The following is a 19,848-nucleotide window of genomic DNA, read 5'->3' on the forward strand; positions in this document are numbered from 1 at the left end:
CCTCCTCAAGAAATTATCTCTCCATAGAATCAACCTTGACCCGATGGCAAGGTCAAGGCTTCTTGTTGACCCATACTGTAGTCACTTGCGTGGGTTTCAATAGCCCAAGGCGGCAGGTTTCAAGTAGACACCTTCTTTGCCCAGGGCCATGCGGTATTTAAGGACGTCACCGGCTTTTAAGGTGAATTGCTGAGCGGGAGGTACCAGCATGCCTGGCAAACACCCGGGCGCCTGGCCGGGCAGTAACTTGAGACGAATACCGACATTGCCTGCCGGTAAATTGAAGGAGAGCGATTGTTCCTGAAACAAACGTCCGGCCAACTGGTCATCTATATAGATGCCAATTTCACAACTCGTGGGCACCTCAAGACGCTCGCGGGAAATAATCAACACCCCGTAGTCCTGAGCCGCCTTTGCCCACAGTGGCAAACTGGCAAGACCCAAAAGGCTGACTAGGCTCAACGTGGACCAGCGCATGACTACGTATCCTGTTGTCGATAGCAAGGCGTTCAGCTTGGCCGAGCAGGGGTTAGATTGCCAGTACGTAATCGCAGAAGGGGGCTTGACCTTGCCATGAGGGTAAGGTCAAAGCTGTCGCTATCTCAAACAAGGAGCAAGTCTTATGTACGTATACGAAGTCAAGAACATGACGTGCGGTGGCTGTGTGAATGGCGTCAAGAAGGCGGTATTGACGGTTGATCCCCAAGCTCAGGTCGAAGTGGACTTGGCAAGCAAAAAGGTCACGGTTGAAAGCTCGCACCCTTCGACCGAGTTTGTTGATGCACTGACAACAGCCCAATACGACGCACGCACTGCGCATTAAGTCAGAAGGTCGTAGCCGCTGGATTTTGCGACCGCTGCGCGCTCGATCGCAGCCTGCGGCAGCGGCTACAGGTTACGCGAGCGACTCGGTGCAGCACTTTGTATCCGCTGCCGCAGGCTGCGTCCGGCGGCATAGCCGTCGTAAATCCTGACATTGCGAGTGGCCTGATTTTGCGACCGCTGCGCGCTCGATCCCAGCCTGCGGCAGCGGCTACTGATTGCGTGACGCTTTAACGGATTGTTAGGTAGCTCGCTATCGTCATGTTCAAGTTCTGTATCCACAGCTAGACTGTCGAGCTGCGCTAACCGCAGCTCGATCTGGATACCTGATGAACCTTAAAACCATTTTGATCCTGGGCGCCTTGAGTGCCTTTGGTCCGTTGGCGATCGATTTCTATTTGCCGGGCTTTCCGGCGATGGCGACCGCTTTTGCGACGGACGAAACCCAAATTCAACTGACCCTTGCCGTGTATTTTTTGGGCCTGTCCATTGGCCAACTGATCTATGGCCCCATTGCTGACCGCTTTGGGCGGCGAATCCCGTTATTGGTAGGCGTAGGCCTCTTTACAGTGGCGTCTCTGGCCTGTGCGTTGGCACCGTCGCTGGAATGGCTGATCGCTGCGCGCTTTGTTCAGGCACTGGGTGGCTGCGCAGGGATGGTGCTGTCGCGGGCGATTGTCAGCGATAAGTGCGACGCCGTAGGCGCGGCCAAAGTGTTTTCGCAGTTGATGCTGGTGATGGGGCTGGCCCCGATTCTGGCGCCCATGCTGGGCGGCCTGTTGGTCAACCTGTATGGCTGGCAGTCGATTTTTATCGTCTTGACGGCCTTCAGTGCGTTGGCGGCGCTGGCTGTTGCGCTGGGGTTGCCGGAAAGCCTGCCTGATAATGTGCCGCGTCAGCCGCTGTCGGGAGCGCTTCGCCAATACGGCCGTCTGCTCAAGGATCGCGAGTTTCTGGGCCATGCCCTGACCGGGGGGATCGCAATGGCCGGTATGTTTGCCTACATTGCCGGCTCACCCTTTGTCTTTATCAAACTCTACGACGTGCCCGCCGAGCATTACGGGTGGCTGTTCGGCAGCAATGCGGCCGGTTTTATTCTGGTGGCGCAGATTAACGCTCGCTTGTTGGCTAACCGAGGGCCTGCTTTTTTGCTGGCGCGTACGATCTGGATTTATCTGGCAGCGGGGGTTGTGTTACTGGGTGTCAGTGCCTTGCACACCCAGCAACTGTGGCCGTTGCTCATCCCGTTGTTTGTCTGCATCGCCAGTCTGGGCTGCATCATTCCCAATGCCTCGGCCTGTGCCATGAGCGGGCAGGGCGCACGCGCTGGCAGTGCTTCGGCCATGCTGGGTTGCTTGCAGTTCAGTGTGGCGGCTGGGGCCGCGTCGTTGGTAGGCGTGTTACACAATGGCACGGCCATGCCGATGGCGATGGTTATCACTTTATGCGGGGTGTTGGCGGTGGTGCTCGCCATGGCGACCCGGCGCGTCTACACCGCGCGGATCGCCGCTCAAGAGTTGCGTTGAGCTAACTGACCAGGAGATCGGGCAAACGGTGCGGGGCTTGCAAGCGTGCTTGCAGCTTATCGACAAAGGCCCGGGCTTCGGCCTCGCTACGAAAGGTGACGGCCTGCTGGTCGAGTTGAACCTGCCAGCGGGCGTCTCGGGATTTTGCTAACGCTTTCATCAGGATTTTCATTTCTGGCCTCCTTGAATTCGCAAAGGAGGCCAGTGTATGCCTGAAATTCCGGAGGAAAATATCCGGGATCAACTGTCTGACTGACGGTCGAAAAATGGCCGCATCTATCCCGGCAGACCTTAGGATTTGATCAGTCGCGCATCCAGACCGTTTTGCGCCAGGCGTGTCGCCTGCTCTTTGGTCATGCCCAGGTCGGTGTGCAGCGCGTGGAAGTTCTCGGTCATGTAACCGCCAAAGTAAGCCGGATCATCCGAGTTAACGGTCACTTTCACGCCGCGTTCCAGCATCTCAAGGATGTTGTGCTGGGACATGTGATCGAACACGCACAGTTTGGTGTTTGACAACGGGCACACGGTCAACGGAATTTGTTCGTCGATGATGCGCTGCATCAACCGCTCGTCTTCAATGGCGCGTACGCCATGGTCAATCCGCTGGATTTTCAGCAAATCAAGCGCTTCCCAGATGTACTCCGGCGGCCCTTCTTCGCCAGCGTGGGCCACGGTCAGGAAGCCTTCATGGCGGGCGCGGTCAAACACGCGCTGGAACTTGCTCGGCGGGTGGCCCATTTCTGAACTGTCGAGACCCACGGCCACAAACGCATCGCGGAATGGCAGTGCCTGGTCGAGGGTTTGTTCTGCCTGTTCTTCGCTCAAGTGGCGCAGGAAGCTGAGGATCAGGCCGCTGGTAATGCCCAGTTGATGCTCGCCATCTTTGAGTGCGCTGGCGATGCCGTTGAGCACTACTTCAAACGGAACGCCACGGTCAGTGTGGGTTTGCGGATCGAAGAAGGGCTCGGTGTGGATAACGTTCTGTGCCTTGCAGCGCAGCAGGTACGCCCAGGTCAGGTCATAGAAGTCTTGCGAGGTGCGCAGTACGTCCGCACCTTTGTAATACAGGTCGAGGAATTCTTGCAGGTTGTTGAAGGCATACGCTTTGCGCAAGGTTTCAACGTCGTTCCAGGGCAAAGCGATTTTATTGCGCTCAGCCAGCGCGAACAGCAACTCAGGTTCCAGAGAACCTTCCAGGTGCATGTGCAGTTCTGCTTTTGGCAGGGCGTTCAGCCAGTCATACATATCGGTTCATATCTCATCAGGTGCAAACAGGGCGTTCGCAGGGCTCGCAAGCGACCGCGGTGCGCGCTTAAAACCCGCCATTCTACAGCCGCGTAACCGCGAGTTACATAAAACCTGACCAACTGGATCATGGTATGTGCTGTTCACGCCGGTATGCATAAGTGTCGGCGAAGCGTGACAGCAGAAATTCGGCGCAGGTAGTGGGCGGGTATTTGGCCGGGTGCTGGGCGTCCTGACAGCCGGGCAGGCATTCAATCGCAGTGTCGGGGTGCGGCTCGGCAAAGAACGGCATGGAGTAGCGGTGCACCCCTAGCGGGCTGATGACCCGATGTGGCGTCGAGACATACCGGTCATTGCTCCAGCGCGCCATCATGTCGCCGAGGTTGACCACGAAGGTGCCGTCAATGGGCGGTGCGTCGATCCATTCGCCCTGAACATTGCGCACTTGCAGACCACCCGCGGCATCTTGATACAACAGGGTGACGCAGCCGTAGTCGGTATGGGCGCCCGCACCTTGTTGCTCATGGCTACTGGCCGTTTCGCGGGGCGGGTAATGGATGATGCGCAGCACGCTGACGGGTTCTTCAAAGCGCTGGTCAAAGAAATCGCGATTTATGTCCAGCGCCAGCGTCATGGCCCGCAGCAGAGTCTGCGCCAGCGCCTGCATGTCGGCGTAATGGGTTTCCATCAGGTGTTGCCAACCGGGCAGGTCGGGGTGGCGGTTGGGCCCGCGCAAGGGTTTTTCGGCCAGGACGTGCGGGTGTTCGTCGGGCAGGTGCAGGCCCATGTCGAAAGTTTCTTTCAGGTCGCTGGGACGGTCGGGGTCGAGCTGTTCGGTGGCGACAGCGCCGTAACCGCGGTGATGGCGAGTCTGCGTAATATCGATGCGCAGTTTTTCCTCGTCCGGCAGGGCGAAGAACGTTTTGGCGATGCTGAGTAGGTGCTCAATTCGTTCGGGGCCGATCGGGTGGCCCTTGATATAGAAAAAGCCCCATTCACGGCAGGCTTGGTCAATCTGTCGGGCCACGCTGTGCCAGCCAGCGGCAGCATCCTGATACAGCGGGCTGATGTCGATAATGGGAAGCCGATTCATGCGGGTGCTCCGGTAAGGTGCGGGCACACAGCTCAGTCTGTGCCCGCAGAGGGTTTACTTCGGCAGGTCGGCTTTCATGCCTTCGACGTAGTAATTCATCGACGCCAGTTCGGCGTTGCTGGCGGTGACACCGGCAGCGATTTTTTCAACGCCCGCCTGGTCCTTGATAGGGCCGGTAAACGGGTGGAATTCGCCGTTTTCAATGCTGGCGATTATTTTTTCGGCTTCGGCCTTGGTGTCCGCCGGGACTAAATCGCTGATCGGCAATTGCACCGTGCCTTCCTTCAGGCCGCCCCAGTAGTCCTGAGATTTCCAGGTGCCGTCGATCACGCCTTGTGTGGCCTGAATGTAATGCGGCCCCCAGTTGTTGACGATCGAGGTGAGTACGGCTTTGGGCCCAAAGTGCCCCATGTCCGAGGCATAACCCACGGCGTATACGCCACGACGTTCGGCTGCCTGAATGGGGGCAGGGCTGTCGGTATGCTGGAATACCACATCGACGCCCTGGTCGATCAGGGCGTTGGCGGCATCCGCTTCTTTGCCCGGATCAAACCAGGAGTTGACCCACACCACTTTGATCTCGGTGCCGGGGTTGTATTTATTCAAGGCCAGTTGAATGGCGTTGATGTCGCGGATCACTTCCGGGATGGGGAATGACGCCACATAGCCGACTTTCTTGCTCTTGGTCATCTTGGCTGCGAGATAGCCTGCCACGTAGCGACCTTCATAGGTGCGCGCCAGGTAGGTGCCCATGTTCTTGTCTTGCTTGTAGCCGGTGGCGTGTTCAAAGGTGGTCTTGGGGAATTGCTTGGCCACTTTCAGCGTCGGGTTCATGTAGCCGAAGGAGGTGGTGAAAATCAGGTCGTACTTATCTTTGGCCATATTGCGAATGACACGCTCGGCGTCGGCGCCTTCAGGGACGTTTTCGACATAGCTCGTGGTGATCTTGTCGCCCAATTGGTGGGTCAGCGCCTGACGGCCCTGCTCATGCTGATAAGTCCAGCCGTGGTCGCCGATCGGGCCGATATACACGAAGCCGACTTTCAGCGGGTCGGCGGCGCTGGCCGAAAGGCTAACGCTCAGGCCAATGGCTGTGGCAAGCACACAGAGCAGCGTTTTCAATGGACGTTTATGCATGGGGAGCGAGTTCCGTCTTGTTGGTTGTGTAGCCGCGGACGAGGCAAGAGGCTGCGATGGGTTGCGAAGCGACCCCCGGCGGTGGTCCCTGGGTCCGCATCGCAGCCTTGTGCCTCGTCAGAGATTACACAGCCCAATGCAAAAAATTGACCAACAAGACAACAAACGCGAGGTAGCGCGTTTGAGTGCTACTGTCGGATCAATACGTGGGCTTGACCCATGCTGGCAAAGAGCCAAGCCGGTGCGTGACTCATGACCTGTGCTTGCCGCTGGTGCGCGGTCAGAGGCCATTGATCAAGGTATGGGCGGCTTGTCGGTGGTCAGCAATCAGGCCTTGTACGTCCAGCCCTTCCACTTGGCCGTCGATGACGTGCCACTTGCCGCCGATCATGACCCGGTCTGCGCGATCCGCACCGCACAGCAACAGGGCGGCGACAGGGTCATGGCTGCCGGAAAAGCGCAATTCGTCGAGTTTGAACAGCGCCAGATCAGCTTGTTTGCCGACCGCCAGTTCGCCGATGTCGGTGCGCCCCAGCAGGCTCGCCGAGCCGCGAGTGGCCCAGCCCAGCACGAGCTCGGGGGTTATTTTTTCGGCCCCGTAGCGCAAGCGCTGCAAATACAACGCCTGCCGCGTTTCGAGGATCATGTTCGATGCGTCATTGGAGGCTGAGCCGTCAACGCCCAGTCCGATCGGGGCACCACTGGCGAGCAGTTCCAGTGTCGGACAAATGCCCGAAGCCAGCCGCATGTTGGAGCTGGGGCAATGGCTGATACCGGTCTGGGCGGCACCCAGACGGGCGATTTCTTCAGGGTTAAAGTGAATGCCGTGGGCCAGCCAGGTACTTGGGCCAAGCCAGCCAACGCTGTCCAGATAATCCACCGTGCGCAGGCCAAAGCGTTGCAGGCAGAACGCTTCTTCATCGAGGGTTTCGGCCAAGTGGGTGTGCAGGCGTACATCCAGCCGCTCGGCCAAATCAGCGCTGGCGCTCATGATCTGCGGGGTGACTGAAAAGGGCGAGCAGGGCGCCAAGGCAATCTGGATGTGCGCGCCGTCACCACGCTCATGGTAGGTCTCTATCAAGCGCTGACTGTCGGCCAGAATCACTTCGCCCTGCTGCACTGTTTGTTGAGGTGGCAGGCCACCGTCGGCCTCGCCCAAACTCATCGAACCACGGGTCAGCATGGCGCGCATGCCCAGCTCGCGCACGCACGCGACCTGAATATCAATGGCGTTTTCCAGACCGTCCGGGAATAAATAATGATGATCAGCTGCCGTGGTGCAGCCGGATAGAAGCAGTTCGGTCAGCGCAACTTTACTGGCCAATGCCAGTTTTTCGGGTGTGAGGCGTGCCCACACGGGATAGAGCGTTTGCAGCCAGGGGAACAGGGGCTGGTTAACGACCGGGCCCCAAGCGCGGGTGAGGGTTTGATAAAAGTGATGATGAGTGTTGATCAGCCCGGGTAGCAGCACATGTTCGCGGGCATCGAAAACGTGATCGCACGGCTGGGCAGGGTGTTGCCCGACACCGAGCAACTCAACGATACGTTCGCCTTCGAGCACGAGGCCGCCACGGGCATCAAGGGTGTTGGCGGTGAATACGGCCAAGGGGTTTTTTAACCAGATACGGGTCGCAGGCACGGGCCGGCTCCTCTGAAAGTTGAGTTCAGGTTTGCCAGCTCAGTGTTGTCCTGTCTGCTGATCCAGGAGTGATGCGGTGTGTGTTATGGCATCGCGGCTATCACCATGCGATCGTATCGCCTTGGTAATCGAGGAAGTAATGGCCTCCTTTGCCGGTGTAGGCATTGATGACATCAACCAGGCCACGGGTGCTGGTGGCGACATCAATCTGCGCATCCTCGCCGCCCATATCGGTTTTGACCCAACCCGGATGCAGAGATAAAACGGTCAGTTTTCGCTCGCCTAATTGGCTGACGTAGGTGTTGGTCAGCGAGTTGAGTGCCGCTTTGCTGGCCTTGTACAGCGTCAATTCAGGCGCGTCCGGGCTGCTGATGCTGCCAAGGCCGGAGCTCATGAACGCCAGCACGCCAGTGTCGGGGCGCAGGTTGTGGGTGAAGCGTTGTGCCAGGCTGATGGGCGCTACGCTGTTGGTCAGAAACAGTTGGGCAACTTCTTGCGCGGGGGCGGCACCGGGAATCTGGTTGTCCGGTCCTTTGACGCCTGCGTTGACGAACAGCAAGTCGAAGACCTGATCGTGCAGACGTGTGTGCAGCGCCTCTACGGACTGGGCGTCATCCATGTCCAGTTGTTCGACCTGTACGCCTGTCACAGCACGCAGCGCGTCTGCCTTGCCGGTGTCGCGCACGGTTGCGATGACCGCCCAGCCATCTTCTTTCAGGCGCTGCACAAGCCCGAGGCCCAAGCCTCGGGAAGCGCCGATAATCAGTGCTCGTTTTACTGCGGACATGCATAAGCTCCTTTGAATAGAGAAGATCCCTGTAAGAAACTGTGCCCCAGAGGCTGGCGTAACGCCAGCCCTGATACAGGCTCGGTCTATCAATCAGTGCCCTGCTTGCCAGGGTTGGCCCAGTGAAACCGGGGCATATAACCGTGTCCGCAGCGCATCGCGTGACAGCAGCACCAGCACCACAATCGTGGCGACATAGGGCAGCATTGCCAGCAGGTTAGAAGGAATCGCCAGCCCCAGCCCCTGTGCAACCAGATGCAGGATGCTGGCGAGGCCAAACAAGTAAGCGCCCAGCAACAGACGCCCTATCCGCCAACTGGCAAATACCACCAGTGCCAGCGCAATCCAGCCGCGCCCGGCGGTCATGTTTTCGGCCCACATCGGTGTGTAGGCTAATGACAGATAGGCACCAGCCAGCCCGGCCATTGCTCCGCCAAATAACACCGCGAGGGTGCGCACCCCTAACACGGGCAGGCCCATCGCATTGGCGGCGTTCGGATTTTCGCCGACGGCCTGAATAATCAGCCCGACGCGGCTTTTGAGGACGACCCACGCCACCAGTGCAAACAGCGCAAAGGACAGGTAAACCAGCGCGTCCTGCGCAAACAGCATGCGACCGATCAGAGGGATATCGCTCAACAGCGGAATAGCCAGCGGGTCAAAACCGGCCAGCGGTTTGCCCACCCATGCAGCCCCGACAAAACTCGACAGGCCGACACCGAAGATGGTCAGAGCCAACCCGGTGGCCACCTGATTGGCGTTAAACACCAGGGCCACTAGCGCAAACAGCGCGCTGAGCAGCATGCCCGCCAGCATCGCCAGTAAGACACCGAGCCACAGATTGCCGGTGCTCAACGCGACAATAAAACCGATCACGGCGCCGAACAGCATCATGCCTTCCTGCCCAAGATTGAGAACGCCGCTTTTTTCGCAGATCAGTTCGCCCATCGCCACCAGCAACAGCGGTGTACCGCAGCGCACCATGGCGTAGAAAATATTGCTCAGCAGATCCATGTCCATCAAAGCGCTCCCATCGTTGCAATGACTGGACTACGACGGCTCCAGCGCAGCGTGAGACGCGGGCGATAAAGAATCAGCACGTCACAGGCCAGCAGGAAGAACAGCATCATGCCCTGAAAGAGTTGTGTGATTGCCAGGGGCAGGTTGAGGGTCATCTGCGCTTGTTCTCCGCCCAGATACAGCAAGGCCATCAACACGCTGGCAAACAGAATGCCGAGCGGGTTCAAGCGCCCCAGAAAGGCCACGGTAATCGCCGCGTAGCCGTACCCCGGTGAAACCTGCGGCACCAGTTGCCCCAGTGGGCCGGTGACTTCGCATACCCCCGCCAAACCGGCCAGGCCTCCGCTGATTAACAGCGCTAGCCAGATCAGGCGTTTCTCGCGAAAGCCGACAAACCCTGCAGCGCGTTTGTCCAACCCCAGCACTTTGATCTGAAACCCGACAAAGCTTTTTTGCAGCAGCACCCATACTGCGACCAACGCCAGCAAGGCGAAATACACCCCGGCGTGCACGCGGCCGTCTTCGGTAAGCAGAGGCAATCGGCTGGCATCACCAAACATCGCCGATTCAGGGAAGTTGTAGCCCGCCGGGTCTTTGAGGGGGCCGTGGACGCAATACAGCAGCAGGTTCAGGGCGATGTAATTGAGCATGATGCTGGTGAGAATTTCATTGGCATTGAAGTGCGTACGCAGCCACGCCGTCAGCCCACCCCACGCGGCACCGGCCAGCGTGCCGCAGAGCAGGATCAGCACCAGCGCCCAGCGACTGTCCAGATCGATCACATTGACGGCCAGCGCACTGCCGGCCAGTGCGCCGAGCAGCAATTGCCCCTCGGCCCCGATGTTCCAGATGCGCGCTTGATACGCCACCGCCAATCCGAGGGCACAAAGCAAGATGGGCAACGTCTTGATCATCAGTTCGCTCACGCCATAGAGATCGCTGACCGGGGCGATCAACAGCGTGTGCAGGGTCAGTAACGGGTCGTGTCCCAAGGCGATAAACAGCAGTGAGCCGCACCCCAGTGTCAGCAGGGCCGCGAGCAGGGGCGAGCACCACAACATGGCGCGCGATTGTTGGCCGCGGGGTTCAAGGGATAGCAACATCGCACGCTCCGTGAGCAAAAGAGGGGGTGGCAGGCGTGTCGAACTGGCCGGCCATCCAACCGCCGACTTCCACCAGTTGGGTGTGGGCCGTGTCCTTGAGCGGGGATAACCGGCCGCTGCACAGTGCCCCGAGGCGATCACTGATCTGAAATAGCTCATCCAGGTCTTCAGAAATCACCAGAATCGCCGCGCCGGCATCACGCAGGGCAATCAGGGCACGGTGAATGGTCGCGGCCGCGCCGACATCGACGCCCCACGTGGGGTGGGCGGCAATCAGCAATTTAGGATGCTGAAGGATTTCCCGGCCCAGGATAAATTTCTGCAAGTTACCGCCAGACAGACTTCGGGCCTGAGCGTCGCTGTTGGGCGTCTTTACACCAAATCGCTGAATGATCGACTCGGCCAATGCCTTGACTCGCTCATGGCGAATTAACCCGCGGCTCACCAGACCTTGTTGAAAGGCGGTTAGCAACGCGTTGTCAGCCAGACTCATTTCGGGCACCGCGCCATGGCCCAGGCGCTCGGCGGGCACAAACGCCATGCCTTTTTTCCGTCGGGCATCGGGCCGTAAATGGGCGACAGGCTGCTGGTCGATGCGAATGCGCCGGCCTTGGCTGGCGGGCAGGCGCACTTCGCCACAGAGCAGGGCCAGCAACTCATCCTGTCCGTTGCCCGCCACACCTGCGATGCCAACGATTTCGCCGCTGCGCACCTTCAGGTTGATAGTGTGCAGCGCGCAGCCAAAAGGGTCCGGGTTGTGCCAGGACAGTGCGTCTACCTGCAAAAAATCTGAGGTGCCTTGGGCCTTCGGGTACGGGTCGATCAGGTTGGCAGCCTCACCGACCATCATCTGTGCCAATTGCCTGTCCGAGCAGTTGCCCGGAATGCAGTGCCCTGCCACCTTGCCACCGCGCAGTACGGTGGCACTGTGGCAGAGCGCCCGTACTTCATTGAGTTTGTGGCTGATAAACAGAATGCTGCACCCCTCGCGAGCCAATCGGCGCAACGTTACAAAGAGCTCATCGGCTTCCTGTGGCGTGAGCACTGAGGTCGGTTCATCGAGAATCAGCAGACGAATGTCTTGCATCAGACAGCGAATAATTTCAACTCGCTGGCGTTCGCCAATCGACAGGCTGTGCACCAGGCGCTCAGGCTCCAGCGTCATACCGTAACGTTCGCTGACTTCACGAATACGCGATGCCAGCTGTTTCGGCGCGCCTGCGCTGGCACCCAAGGCCAGCGCAATGTTTTGCGCCACGCTCAGGGTTTCAAACAGCGAAAAGTGTTGGAAGACCATGCCAATACCCAAGCTGCGTGCTTGAGCCGGGTTGCGAATCGTCAGGGGTTGGCCCTGCCAGATGACGTCGCCAGAATCGGCTTGGGTCACGCCATAAATGATCTTCATCAGAGTGCTTTTGCCTGCACCATTCTCCCCTAGCAGGGCGTGGATTTCGCCGGGCTGAATGCTCAGGTCAATGGCGTCATTGGCCAGACAGCCGGGGTAGCGTTTGCTGATACGGCGTAGTTGCAAGCGGGCAGGATTGGACATGACAGGCTCGATTGATCAGAGGTGTGCTGTCAGGGCTAAAGCAATTTCTTGGCCAATAGGTCAGGAAATGAGGTGGGTGGGGTGTTCTGCAGGACTGAATAACCCGCTAGGTCATTTATGCACAGGCGCGTGGCACTGTTTCAGGGCGTTGATCAGCCTTTGGGCGCTTATTTGGTACCTGCTGTCTGATCAAAAAACGTACAACCTCGTACAAGTCCTGCCGCATATGCATTTCGGGGGCTCTTGCACGGGTTATCCACAGGTTGTTCCACAGGAACTGTGAGCAAGCGTAAAAACCCTGCATAACGGCCGTATGGCTTTGTTCCAACTGGCGATATACGCAGGCAAGCCGCTGTTTTACATCGAAAAGGAGTATCGATTGAGTAAATTGATCGTTTTTTGATCGTTGATAGCCAAGCCACGGTCTGTATGGCCTGTAGCCGTGTGTGCTCAGGTTATCCACAGTCCGGTGCACAGTGGTTGGGGGTAAAGATTCTAGAGCGGATTCAATTCTGCCGGGCTATGGCATTCAACAGTGGGTCACTGAATTCAAGGGCGGCGGTGCAAAGTGATGCGCCCGCGACTCAAGTCTGCAAGCTGCTGTTGCAAGACGCCTATTTGCGGTTCGGCGACTGCCATGACCAGCGTGACACCATTGGCGTTGAAGGTTTCATTGAGTATCAGGCCACCCATGTCATGCAGGCGTACTTTCAACAAGGCCAGCTCACTGAACATGCATTCACAGCTCAACTCAGTGCGCTTGATCAAGGGCACGTGTTCGGCATTTTGCAGGCACTTGTTGGCGCCTCCCCCATAGGCTCGCGCCAGGCCGCCCGTGCCTAACTGAATGCCGCCGTACCAGCGAATTACCAACACTGCGACTTGATCAAAGGCCTGGGCCTCGATGGCGGCCAGAATGGGCCGTCCTGCGGTGCCGCCGGGCTCGCCATCGTCATGACTGCGGTATTGGTCCGCCAACTTCCAGGCCCAGCAGTTGTGCGAGGCATTCGGGTCACGATGTTGCTCGATAAAGGCCTGCGCCTCGGCGGCAGAGTTAATCGGGCCGGCGAAGGTGATAAAGCGGCTTTTGCGAATTTCTTCTCGGTATTCACAGAGACCGGCCAACGTAAAAGACATGCGTTACTCAGTGTGATGACGGGGGTGTCAGGCCGCAGCCCTTGAGAATGATGCGGGTCAGATTGTAGCTGGCATCCGCCATGTCTTGCTTGGTCAGACGTGAGCGGCCTGTGACTCGGCAGATTTGCGTCGCGAAGTCAGCATAGTGCTGCGTGCTGCCCCAAAGCAGGAAAATCAGGTGGGTGGGGTCAACCTCATCCATTTTTCCCGCATCGATCCAGGCCTGGAAAACCGCCGCCCGACCGAGGAACCAAGTGCGATAGTCCTGGTTGAAATACTCGGTTAGGCATTCGCCGCCACTGATGATTTCCATCGCGAAGATACGCGATGCCTTGGGCTGGCTGCGCGAAAACTCCATTTTCGCCTGGATATAACGGGTCAGTGCCTGGGCGGGATCGTCCTGTGCTTTAAGGGTGTTGAAGGTGCTGTCCCAGAGCTCAATGATATTGCTCAACACTGCAATATAAAGCCCGAGTTTGTTGGTGAAGTAGTAGTGCAGGTTGGCTTTGGGCAGGCCGGCATTTTGCGCGATGGTGTTCATGCTGGTGCCTTTGAAGCCATGGCGGGCGAACTCGTCTTCGGCGGCCTTGAGAATGGTTTCTTCGTTTTTTTGACGAATGCGGCTGGCAGGTTTACCTGCGTGTGCAGGGACTTCAAGGGTCATAAGCAATTCCGGACAGGTCGGTGGGCTCAATCTGTGCACTGATAGCGCACCCACCGTAATGAAACAAGCATTGTGCCCATAAACAACTCAGCTTTTTGGCTCAAGTGCGGGGGTTGTAGCAGGCTCAAGCGTGATGTCAGTTTCGGGTTTTTTCTCCGGTAGGAGCAAGCACATGACCAGCGCAGTAAGGCCGCCGCTGGTAATCGCTGAGTCGAACAGGTTTTGCACCAGCTTAGGCATTAAATGCAGCAGTCCGGGCTGTGCGGCGATCCCCAGGCCGACGCCAAAGGAGGTGGCAATAATCAACATATTGCGACGATCCAGTGGGGCTTGCGCGAGGATGCGTACGCCCGCGGCGGCGACGCTGCCAAACATGACCAGCGTAGCGCCACCCAGCACCGGCTTGGGAATTTGCTGCAACACCGCGCCAATCACCGGAAATAGCCCAAGGCAGATCAAAATAGCGCCGATGTACAGGCCCACATAGCGGCTGGCCACGCCGGTCAACTGAATGACACCGTTATTCTGGGCGAACGTGGTGTTGGGAAAAGCACTGAAGGTGACGGCGATCATGCAACTGACACCATCGCCCAGCACACCGCCTTTGAGCCTGGCGATATAACTTGGTCCGCTGATGGGTTGACGGGCCAGCATGCAGTTGGCCGTAAGGTCGCCGACGGTTTCGATAGTGCTGATTACGTAGATCAGGGCGACGGGCAAAAAGGCTGTCCAGTCGAAACTGAAACCAAATTTGAACGGTACTGGCGCGCTGATCAGTGGCAGACCGGTAATGGCCTTGGGCGCGAGTTGACCGCTGTACCAGGCGACCACGCTGCCCACGGCGAGACCGATGATGATGGCCGACAGGCGAATCCAAGGGGTCGAGGAGCGGTTGAGCAAGATGATGGTCAACAGTACAAAGCCACCCAATGCCAGATTGGCGGGGGCGCCAAAGTCCGGTGCATTGAAACCGCCCCCCAGATCCGTGATGCCGACCTTGATCAGGCTGACGCCAATCAGCGTGATCACGATGCCCGTCACCAACGGTGTGATAACACGGCGCAACTGGCCAATAAAACGGCTGAGGATGATTTGCACCAGTGCGCCGAAAAAGCACACGCCAAAAATCATCGCCAGAATATCTTCCGGGCTGCCGCCCCGTTGTTTGACCAGGAAACCGGCTGACAGGACGGCGCCAAGAAAGGCAAAGCTGGTGCCTTGCAGGCAAATCATGCCGGCGCCAATGCCAAAAGGTCGGCGTGCCTGAATGAAGGTGCCAACACCAGACACCAGCAATGCCATGCTGATCAGATAAGGCAAGTGTTCCATTAGCCCCAGTGCAGAGCCGATCACCAGAGGCGGGGTAATGATGCCGACGAATGCGGCCAGTACGTGCTGTAGTGCTGCCAAGGTCGCGGCGAGTGGTTTTGGACGGTCGTTCAGGCCGTAAATCAGTTCACTGGGCGTAGATGATTCTGGCTGCATGGGACGCTCTCTGCATTCAGCTGTGCATGGTGGATAAACATGCCGTTGCAAAAAGCTGTCCAAGTGCTCAAGTAATTATTGGGTCCTTCTCTCAAATTTTTTATAAATCAGAACGTTAAAAGATTTTTGTAGGCGCGGGATGATGCCTTTGTCAGGTCTTTAATCCGGTAGGCGCCCTAGCGTGTAGCGGCCAGACTCTCCAGAAAGCTTTCCAGCACCAAATGGGGGCGGCGGCCTTTGCGCGTGACGGAGGCCAGGCTCAAATCGTAATAGCGCCGTGTAGGTTTGAGCGCCCGTAACCGGCCTTGCTGCACCCAGAATTGGGCATAGTGGTCTGGCAGGTAGCCAATGAATCGGCCGGTGAGAATCAAAAAAGCCATGCCTTCGCGATCAGAAGCACTGGCCGTGCAATTGAGTGCTTGATAGTGCGCCTGAATCTCGGCTTGCAGGCGAAAGGTCGGGGCAATGGCATCCTGAGCATTGAGCCGCTCATCCTCCAGCAGGTGGTCGTCGACATAGAACAGCGGATGGCCCACGGCGCAATACAGCAGTGAGCGCTCGCTGTACAACGGTTGGTATTCAAGGCCGGACAGTGCACTGGCCTGAGGCACAACGCCTACATGCAAACGTCCGTCGAGTACGCCTTGCTCCACTTCGTTGGGAGCAATCATGCGGATATGAATTTGCACGTCTGGGCCCCGCTCCTTGAGTTGCGCCAAGGCATGGGTAATGTGCATATGGGGGAGGGTGACGAGGTTGTCGGTCAGCCCGATGGTTAATTCACCACGCAAATGGTGGTGCAGCCCGTTGACCTCGGTACGAAAGCTTTCCAGTGCGCCCAATAACTGGAGCGCTGACTGGTAGACCTCGCGACCTTCTTCGGTCAGGGAAAATCCGGCTCGCCCACGCTGGCATAGACGCAAACCCAAGCGCTGTTCAAGGTCACTCATTTGCTGGCTAATCGCCGAGCGTCCTATTGCCAGTACCGTCTCCGCAGCCGAAAACCCGCCGCACTCCACAACACTGCGGAAGATGCGCAGCAATCGGATATCAAAGTCGCTGACTTGCGCCAGTGCATCGGGACGACGACTGCTCATAGTTTAGTAACCACCTAACTAAAGGTTAGAAAAGTTGAATTTCACTGACTTTATAGCCGTGTCAATTTAGCTGCAACAGCGCTTTCAATCCCACGCCGCTTTCTGCTTTGCGAGGTTTTGCTCATGAACATGCTTGAAAATGCCGAAATCTCAGTGACCAGCCAATTGAAGCTGGATGCTCACTGGATGCCTTACACCGCCAACCGTAACTTCCATCGTGACCCGCGGTTCATCGTTGGCGCAAAAGGCAGTTACCTGACGGACGATAAAGGTCGGCAAATTTACGATTCATTGTCAGGGCTCTGGACATGCGGCGCAGGGCATACCCGCACGGAAATTCAGGAAGCAGTGGCCAAGCAGCTGGGCACACTGGACTACTCTCCAGCGTTCCAATACGGACACCCGCTGTCCTTTCAATTAGCCGAGAAGATTACCGCGCTGACACCGGGCAATCTGAATCACGTGTTCTTCACTGATTCGGGGTCTGAATGTGCGGACACGGCTGTGAAGATGGTCCGTGGTTACTGGCGTTTGAAAGGCCAGGCGACCAAAACCAAAATGATTGGTCGAGCTCGCGGCTATCACGGAGTGAACATTGCCGGTACCAGCCTTGGTGGTGTGAATGGCAACCGTAAGTTGTTTGGTCAGGCAATGATGGACGTTGATCATCTGCCTCACACGCTGTTGGCCAGCAACGCGTTTTCTCGCGGCATGCCTGAACTGGGCGGTATTGCATTAGCCGACGAGCTACTCAAGTTGATCGAGCTGCACGATGCCTCGAACATTGCTGCAGTGTTTGTCGAGCCAATGGCCGGTTCTGCCGGTGTACTGGTGCCGCCACAGGGTTACCTGAAGCGCCTGCGTGAAATCTGTGACCAGCACAACATCCTGTTAGTGTTTGACGAGGTGATTACCGGGTTTGGTCGCACGGGCTCGATGTTCGGAGCTGACAGCTTCGGTGTGACGCCAGACCTGATGTGTATTGCCAAACAAGTCACCAACGGTGCCATTCCTATGGGGGCCGTGATTGCCTCCAGCGAAATTTACCAGACCTTCATGAATCAGCCGACGCCTGAGTACGCGGTTGAGTTCCCGCACGGCTACACCTACTCGGCTCACCCGGTGGCGTGTGCTGCAGGCATTGCTGCACTGGATCTGCTGCAAAAAGAAAACCTGGTGCAGAGCGTGGCTGATGTAGCGCCGCATTTCGAGAATGCGCTGCATGGCCTCAAGGGCGTGAAAAACGTCATCGACATTCGTAACTATGGTCTGGCGGGTGCCATTCAAATTGCACCGCGTGATGGCGATGCGATTGTGCGGCCGTTCGATGCGGCGATGAAGCTGTGGAAAGCCGGCTTTTATGTGCGCTTTGGCGGTGACACCCTCCAGTTCGGACCAACATTCAACAGCAAGGCGCAAGACCTGGATCGTTTGTTCGATGCCGTCGGTGAGGCGCTGAACCAGATCGACTGATCCTTCTATATAGAAGCGATACTTTTGCCTTTACACAGGCGCGCAGCGTTCGCGCCTGTGGACAACTTTTCTGGAGCATCCATGAGCACCATTCAACATTTGATCAATGGCGAGTTGCTGAACGATACCGGTCGTACTGCAGATGTGTATAACCCGTCGACCGGTAAAGTGATTCATCAGGTTCCCTTGGCCAGTCGCGAGACGATTCAACAAGCGATTGACGCTGCCAAGGCGGCGTTCCCGGCCTGGCGCAATACGCCTCCAGCCAAGCGTGCTCAGGTGATGTTCCGGTTCAAACAATTGCTGGAGCAAAACGAAGCCCGTATCTCCCAGTTGATCAGCGAAGAACATGGGAAGACGCTCGAAGATGCGGCGGGCGAGCTCAAGCGTGGGATTGAGAATGTCGAGTACGCCTGTTCGGCGCCGGAAATTCTGAAGGGTGAATACAGCCGTAACGTAGGCCCGAACATTGATGCATGGTCGGATTTTCAGCCGTTGGGTGTAGTGGCCGGTATCACGCCATTTAACTTCCCGGCGATGGTTCCGTTGTGGATGTACCCGTTGGCGATTGTGTGCGGCAACTGTTTCATCCTTAAACCGTCGGAGCGCGATCCGAGTTCGACATTGTTTATCGCTCAGTTGCTGCAAGAGGCAGGGCTGCCCAAGGGTGTGATGAGCGTCGTGCATGGCGACAAGTCCGCTGTGGATGCGCTGATTGAAGCGCCGGAAGTCAAAGCATTGAGTTTTGTCGGCTCTACGCCGATCGCTGAGTACATCTATGCCGAGGCGACCAAGCGCGGCAAGCGTGTTCAGGCGTTGGGCGGAGCGAAGAACCATGCGGTGCTGATGCCGGATGCAGATTTGGATAACGCGGTTAATGCATTGATGGGCGCCGCGTATGGTTCGTGTGGCGAGCGCTGCATGGCGATTTCGGTTGTCGTCTGTGTAGGCGATCAAGTGGCAGATGCACTGGTGGCCAAGTTGGTTCCACAGATCAAAGCGCTGAAAATTGGGGCTGGCACTTCGTGCGGTTTGGACATGGGGCCTTTGGTGTCGGGGCAGGCGCGTGACAAGGTCAGTGGTTATGTGGAGGACGGTGTGGCCGCTGGCGCCAAACTCGTGGTTGATGGCCGTGGTTTAAGTGTCAAGGATCACGAGGATGGCTTCTTCCTGGGTGGCTGCCTGTTTGATCGTGTGACGCCTGAAATGCGTATATATAAAGAAGAGATCTTTGGGCCGGTGCTGTGCATTGTGCGGGTGGATAGCCTTGAAGCGGCGATGCAGTTGATCAATGACCATGAATACGGCAATGGCACCTGTATTTTTACCCGTGACGGTGAGGCGGCGCGTTTGTTCTGCGATGAAATTGAAGTGGGCATGGTGGGTGTAAACGTTCCATTGCCCGTACCTGTGGCTTATCACAGCTTTGGTGGCTGGAAGCGCTCGCTGTTTGGTGACTTGCATGCCTATGGGCCAGACGGCGTGCGTTTTTATACGCGCCGCAAAGCAATTACTCAGCGTTGGCCGCAGCGTGCCACTCATGAGGCATCTCAATTCGCGTTTCCAAGCTTGTAAGGACTTCGTTTCATCTGTCTGAAGCAAAGGCCAGCCGATAGGCTGGCCTTTGCTTTTGGGCTATATGACGGAAATGTGAAATGAGTGCTTGACCCAGAATTCTAACGGCCTATAATTCGCCCCACTTCCGGCGCAGTCGAAACGGAAAACTCCTTGATATTCAATGAGTTGTACGGTTTTCGGCGGTGTCAGCTTCAAGTCATCGAAGCAGGAAATGAGGTGTTGACAGCAGCGTGTAACGCTGTAGAATTCGCCTCCCGCTGACGAGAGATCGAAAGCGCAAGTGGTTGATGTTACAGAGGAAACTTTGAAAACATCTTAAAATAACCGCTTGACAGCAACAGAGGCTGCTGTAGAATGCGCGCCTCGGTTGAGCGAAAGCTTAACCAACCGCTCTTTAACAATTGAATCAAGCAATTCGTGTGGGTGCTTGTGGGGTCAGACTGATAGTCAAAAAGATTATCAGCATCACAAGTTACTCCGCGAGAAATCAAAG

General features: G+C 57.2%; 18 protein-coding genes and 1 pseudogene. 4 read left to right on the forward strand and 15 right to left on the reverse strand.

Annotation, left to right across the window (positions count from 1 at the left end; genetic code table 11):
- Window positions 1–96: 96 nt before the first annotated feature.
- On the reverse strand, window positions 97–477 hold the full coding sequence (locus ACI7MX_RS19640) for a hypothetical protein (RefSeq protein WP_314489533.1): 381 nt from the start codon (window positions 475–477) through the stop codon (window positions 97–99).
- Window positions 478–622: 145 nt separating this feature from the next.
- Here ACI7MX_RS19640 and ACI7MX_RS19645 point away from each other — a divergent pair, with 145 nt between their 5' ends.
- A complete protein-coding gene (locus ACI7MX_RS19645) occupies window positions 623–823 on the forward strand; it encodes a heavy-metal-associated domain-containing protein (protein WP_314489532.1) in 201 nt (66 codons plus the stop codon).
- Window positions 824–1,151: 328 nt separating this feature from the next.
- Window positions 1,152–2,348, forward strand: coding sequence for a multidrug effflux MFS transporter (locus tag ACI7MX_RS19650; RefSeq protein ID WP_314489531.1), 1,197 nt, complete (start codon window positions 1,152–1,154; stop codon window positions 2,346–2,348).
- Between the two features lies 1 nt (window position 2,349).
- Here ACI7MX_RS19650 and ACI7MX_RS19655 read toward each other — a convergent pair whose 3' ends face one another.
- From ACI7MX_RS19655 to ACI7MX_RS19715, 13 genes are all read right to left on the reverse strand, one after another.
- A complete protein-coding gene (locus tag ACI7MX_RS19655; RefSeq protein WP_314489530.1) occupies window positions 2,350–2,520 on the reverse strand; it encodes a hypothetical protein in 171 nt (56 codons plus the stop codon).
- A 119-nt stretch (window positions 2,521–2,639) separates the two neighbouring features.
- Window positions 2,640–3,593, reverse strand: coding sequence for an adenosine deaminase (locus tag ACI7MX_RS19660; protein ID WP_405590832.1), 954 nt, complete (start codon window positions 3,591–3,593; stop codon window positions 2,640–2,642).
- A gap of 127 nt (window positions 3,594–3,720) precedes the next feature.
- Window positions 3,721–4,686: a 2-oxoglutarate and iron-dependent oxygenase domain-containing protein gene (locus ACI7MX_RS19665; RefSeq protein WP_314489526.1), complete on the reverse strand. Its 966-nt coding sequence runs from the start codon at window positions 4,684–4,686 to the stop codon at window positions 3,721–3,723.
- Between the two features lie 54 nt (window positions 4,687–4,740).
- A complete protein-coding gene (locus ACI7MX_RS19670) occupies window positions 4,741–5,823 on the reverse strand; it encodes a BMP family ABC transporter substrate-binding protein (RefSeq protein ID WP_314489524.1) in 1,083 nt (360 codons plus the stop codon).
- Between the two features lie 280 nt (window positions 5,824–6,103).
- A complete protein-coding gene (locus tag ACI7MX_RS19675) occupies window positions 6,104–7,462 on the reverse strand; it encodes an 8-oxoguanine deaminase (protein ID WP_405590836.1) in 1,359 nt (452 codons plus the stop codon).
- Between the two features lie 100 nt (window positions 7,463–7,562).
- Complete coding sequence (locus ACI7MX_RS19680; RefSeq protein ID WP_314489518.1) at window positions 7,563–8,249, reverse strand: SDR family oxidoreductase; 687 nt, start codon at window positions 8,247–8,249, stop codon at window positions 7,563–7,565.
- 93 nt (window positions 8,250–8,342) lie between these two features.
- Entirely contained in the window at window positions 8,343–9,269 is a 927-nt protein-coding gene (locus ACI7MX_RS19685) for an ABC transporter permease (protein ID WP_314489516.1), read from the reverse strand.
- The gene (locus tag ACI7MX_RS19690) at window positions 9,269–10,372 is read right to left on the reverse strand and encodes an ABC transporter permease (protein WP_405590841.1); all 1,104 of its coding nucleotides are present in this window, start codon (window positions 10,370–10,372) and stop codon (window positions 9,269–9,271) included. Before ACI7MX_RS19690 ends, ACI7MX_RS19685 begins: the two co-directional genes overlap by 1 nt.
- Window positions 10,356–11,921: an ABC transporter ATP-binding protein gene (locus ACI7MX_RS19695; RefSeq protein WP_405590844.1), complete on the reverse strand. Its 1,566-nt coding sequence runs from the start codon at window positions 11,919–11,921 to the stop codon at window positions 10,356–10,358. The genes ACI7MX_RS19690 and ACI7MX_RS19695 overlap by 17 nt, the downstream gene beginning before the upstream one ends.
- Window positions 11,922–12,470: 549 nt before the next feature.
- Window positions 12,471–13,058 (reverse strand): IMPACT family protein, encoded by a 588-nt coding sequence (locus ACI7MX_RS19700; RefSeq protein ID WP_405590847.1) that lies wholly within the window; start codon window positions 13,056–13,058, stop codon window positions 12,471–12,473.
- 7 nt (window positions 13,059–13,065) lie between these two features.
- The gene (locus ACI7MX_RS19705; protein ID WP_314489505.1) at window positions 13,066–13,722 is read right to left on the reverse strand and encodes a TetR/AcrR family transcriptional regulator; all 657 of its coding nucleotides are present in this window, start codon (window positions 13,720–13,722) and stop codon (window positions 13,066–13,068) included.
- Between the two features lie 87 nt (window positions 13,723–13,809).
- Window positions 13,810–15,207: a uracil-xanthine permease family protein gene (locus ACI7MX_RS19710; RefSeq protein ID WP_405590850.1), complete on the reverse strand. Its 1,398-nt coding sequence runs from the start codon at window positions 15,205–15,207 to the stop codon at window positions 13,810–13,812.
- A 176-nt stretch (window positions 15,208–15,383) separates the two neighbouring features.
- Window positions 15,384–16,304, reverse strand: coding sequence for a LysR family transcriptional regulator (locus tag ACI7MX_RS19715; protein WP_405590853.1), 921 nt, complete (start codon window positions 16,302–16,304; stop codon window positions 15,384–15,386).
- A gap of 123 nt (window positions 16,305–16,427) precedes the next feature.
- Between ACI7MX_RS19715 and ACI7MX_RS19720 the strand changes: the two genes are divergently transcribed.
- Window positions 16,428–17,777, forward strand: coding sequence for an aspartate aminotransferase family protein (locus tag ACI7MX_RS19720; RefSeq protein WP_314489497.1), 1,350 nt, complete (start codon window positions 16,428–16,430; stop codon window positions 17,775–17,777).
- Between the two features lie 81 nt (window positions 17,778–17,858).
- A complete protein-coding gene (locus tag ACI7MX_RS19725; RefSeq protein WP_405590856.1) occupies window positions 17,859–19,352 on the forward strand; it encodes a CoA-acylating methylmalonate-semialdehyde dehydrogenase in 1,494 nt (497 codons plus the stop codon).
- Between the two features lie 293 nt (window positions 19,353–19,645).
- Here ACI7MX_RS19725 and ACI7MX_RS19730 read toward each other — a convergent pair.
- Window positions 19,646–19,848: pseudogene (locus ACI7MX_RS19730) on the reverse strand (hypothetical protein); the annotation flags it as partial.

Origin of the sequence: Pseudomonas sp. 2024-210, from assembly GCF_045062345.1 — a bacterium.
GTDB lineage: Bacteria > Pseudomonadota > Gammaproteobacteria > Pseudomonadales > Pseudomonadaceae > Aquipseudomonas.

Coding starts and splice junctions, on each gene's coding strand:
- ACI7MX_RS19700 (WP_405590847.1), bottom strand. CDS start 13,058: ATGTCTTTTACGTTGGCCGGTCTCTGTGAATACCGAGAAGAAATTCGC.
- ACI7MX_RS19680 (WP_314489518.1), bottom strand. CDS start 8,249: ATGTCCGCAGTAAAACGAGCACTGATTATCGGCGCTTCCCGAGGCTTG.
- ACI7MX_RS19665 (WP_314489526.1), bottom strand. CDS start 4,686: ATGAATCGGCTTCCCATTATCGACATCAGCCCGCTGTATCAGGATGCT.
- ACI7MX_RS19710 (WP_405590850.1), bottom strand. CDS start 15,207: ATGCAGCCAGAATCATCTACGCCCAGTGAACTGATTTACGGCCTGAAC.
- ACI7MX_RS19650 (WP_314489531.1), top strand. CDS start 1,152: ATGAACCTTAAAACCATTTTGATCCTGGGCGCCTTGAGTGCCTTTGGT.
- ACI7MX_RS19690 (WP_405590841.1), bottom strand. CDS start 10,372: ATGTTGCTATCCCTTGAACCCCGCGGCCAACAATCGCGCGCCATGTTG.
- ACI7MX_RS19720 (WP_314489497.1), top strand. CDS start 16,428: ATGAACATGCTTGAAAATGCCGAAATCTCAGTGACCAGCCAATTGAAG.
- ACI7MX_RS19670 (WP_314489524.1), bottom strand. CDS start 5,823: ATGCATAAACGTCCATTGAAAACGCTGCTCTGTGTGCTTGCCACAGCC.
- ACI7MX_RS19695 (WP_405590844.1), bottom strand. CDS start 11,921: ATGTCCAATCCTGCCCGCTTGCAACTACGCCGTATCAGCAAACGCTAC.
- ACI7MX_RS19705 (WP_314489505.1), bottom strand. CDS start 13,722: ATGACCCTTGAAGTCCCTGCACACGCAGGTAAACCTGCCAGCCGCATT.
- ACI7MX_RS19660 (WP_405590832.1), bottom strand. CDS start 3,593: ATGTATGACTGGCTGAACGCCCTGCCAAAAGCAGAACTGCACATGCAC.
- ACI7MX_RS19645 (WP_314489532.1), top strand. CDS start 623: ATGTACGTATACGAAGTCAAGAACATGACGTGCGGTGGCTGTGTGAAT.
- ACI7MX_RS19685 (WP_314489516.1), bottom strand. CDS start 9,269: ATGGACATGGATCTGCTGAGCAATATTTTCTACGCCATGGTGCGCTGC.
- ACI7MX_RS19725 (WP_405590856.1), top strand. CDS start 17,859: ATGAGCACCATTCAACATTTGATCAATGGCGAGTTGCTGAACGATACC.
- ACI7MX_RS19640 (WP_314489533.1), bottom strand. CDS start 477: ATGCGCTGGTCCACGTTGAGCCTAGTCAGCCTTTTGGGTCTTGCCAGT.
- ACI7MX_RS19655 (WP_314489530.1), bottom strand. CDS start 2,520: ATGAAAATCCTGATGAAAGCGTTAGCAAAATCCCGAGACGCCCGCTGG.
- ACI7MX_RS19715 (WP_405590853.1), bottom strand. CDS start 16,304: ATGAGCAGTCGTCGTCCCGATGCACTGGCGCAAGTCAGCGACTTTGAT.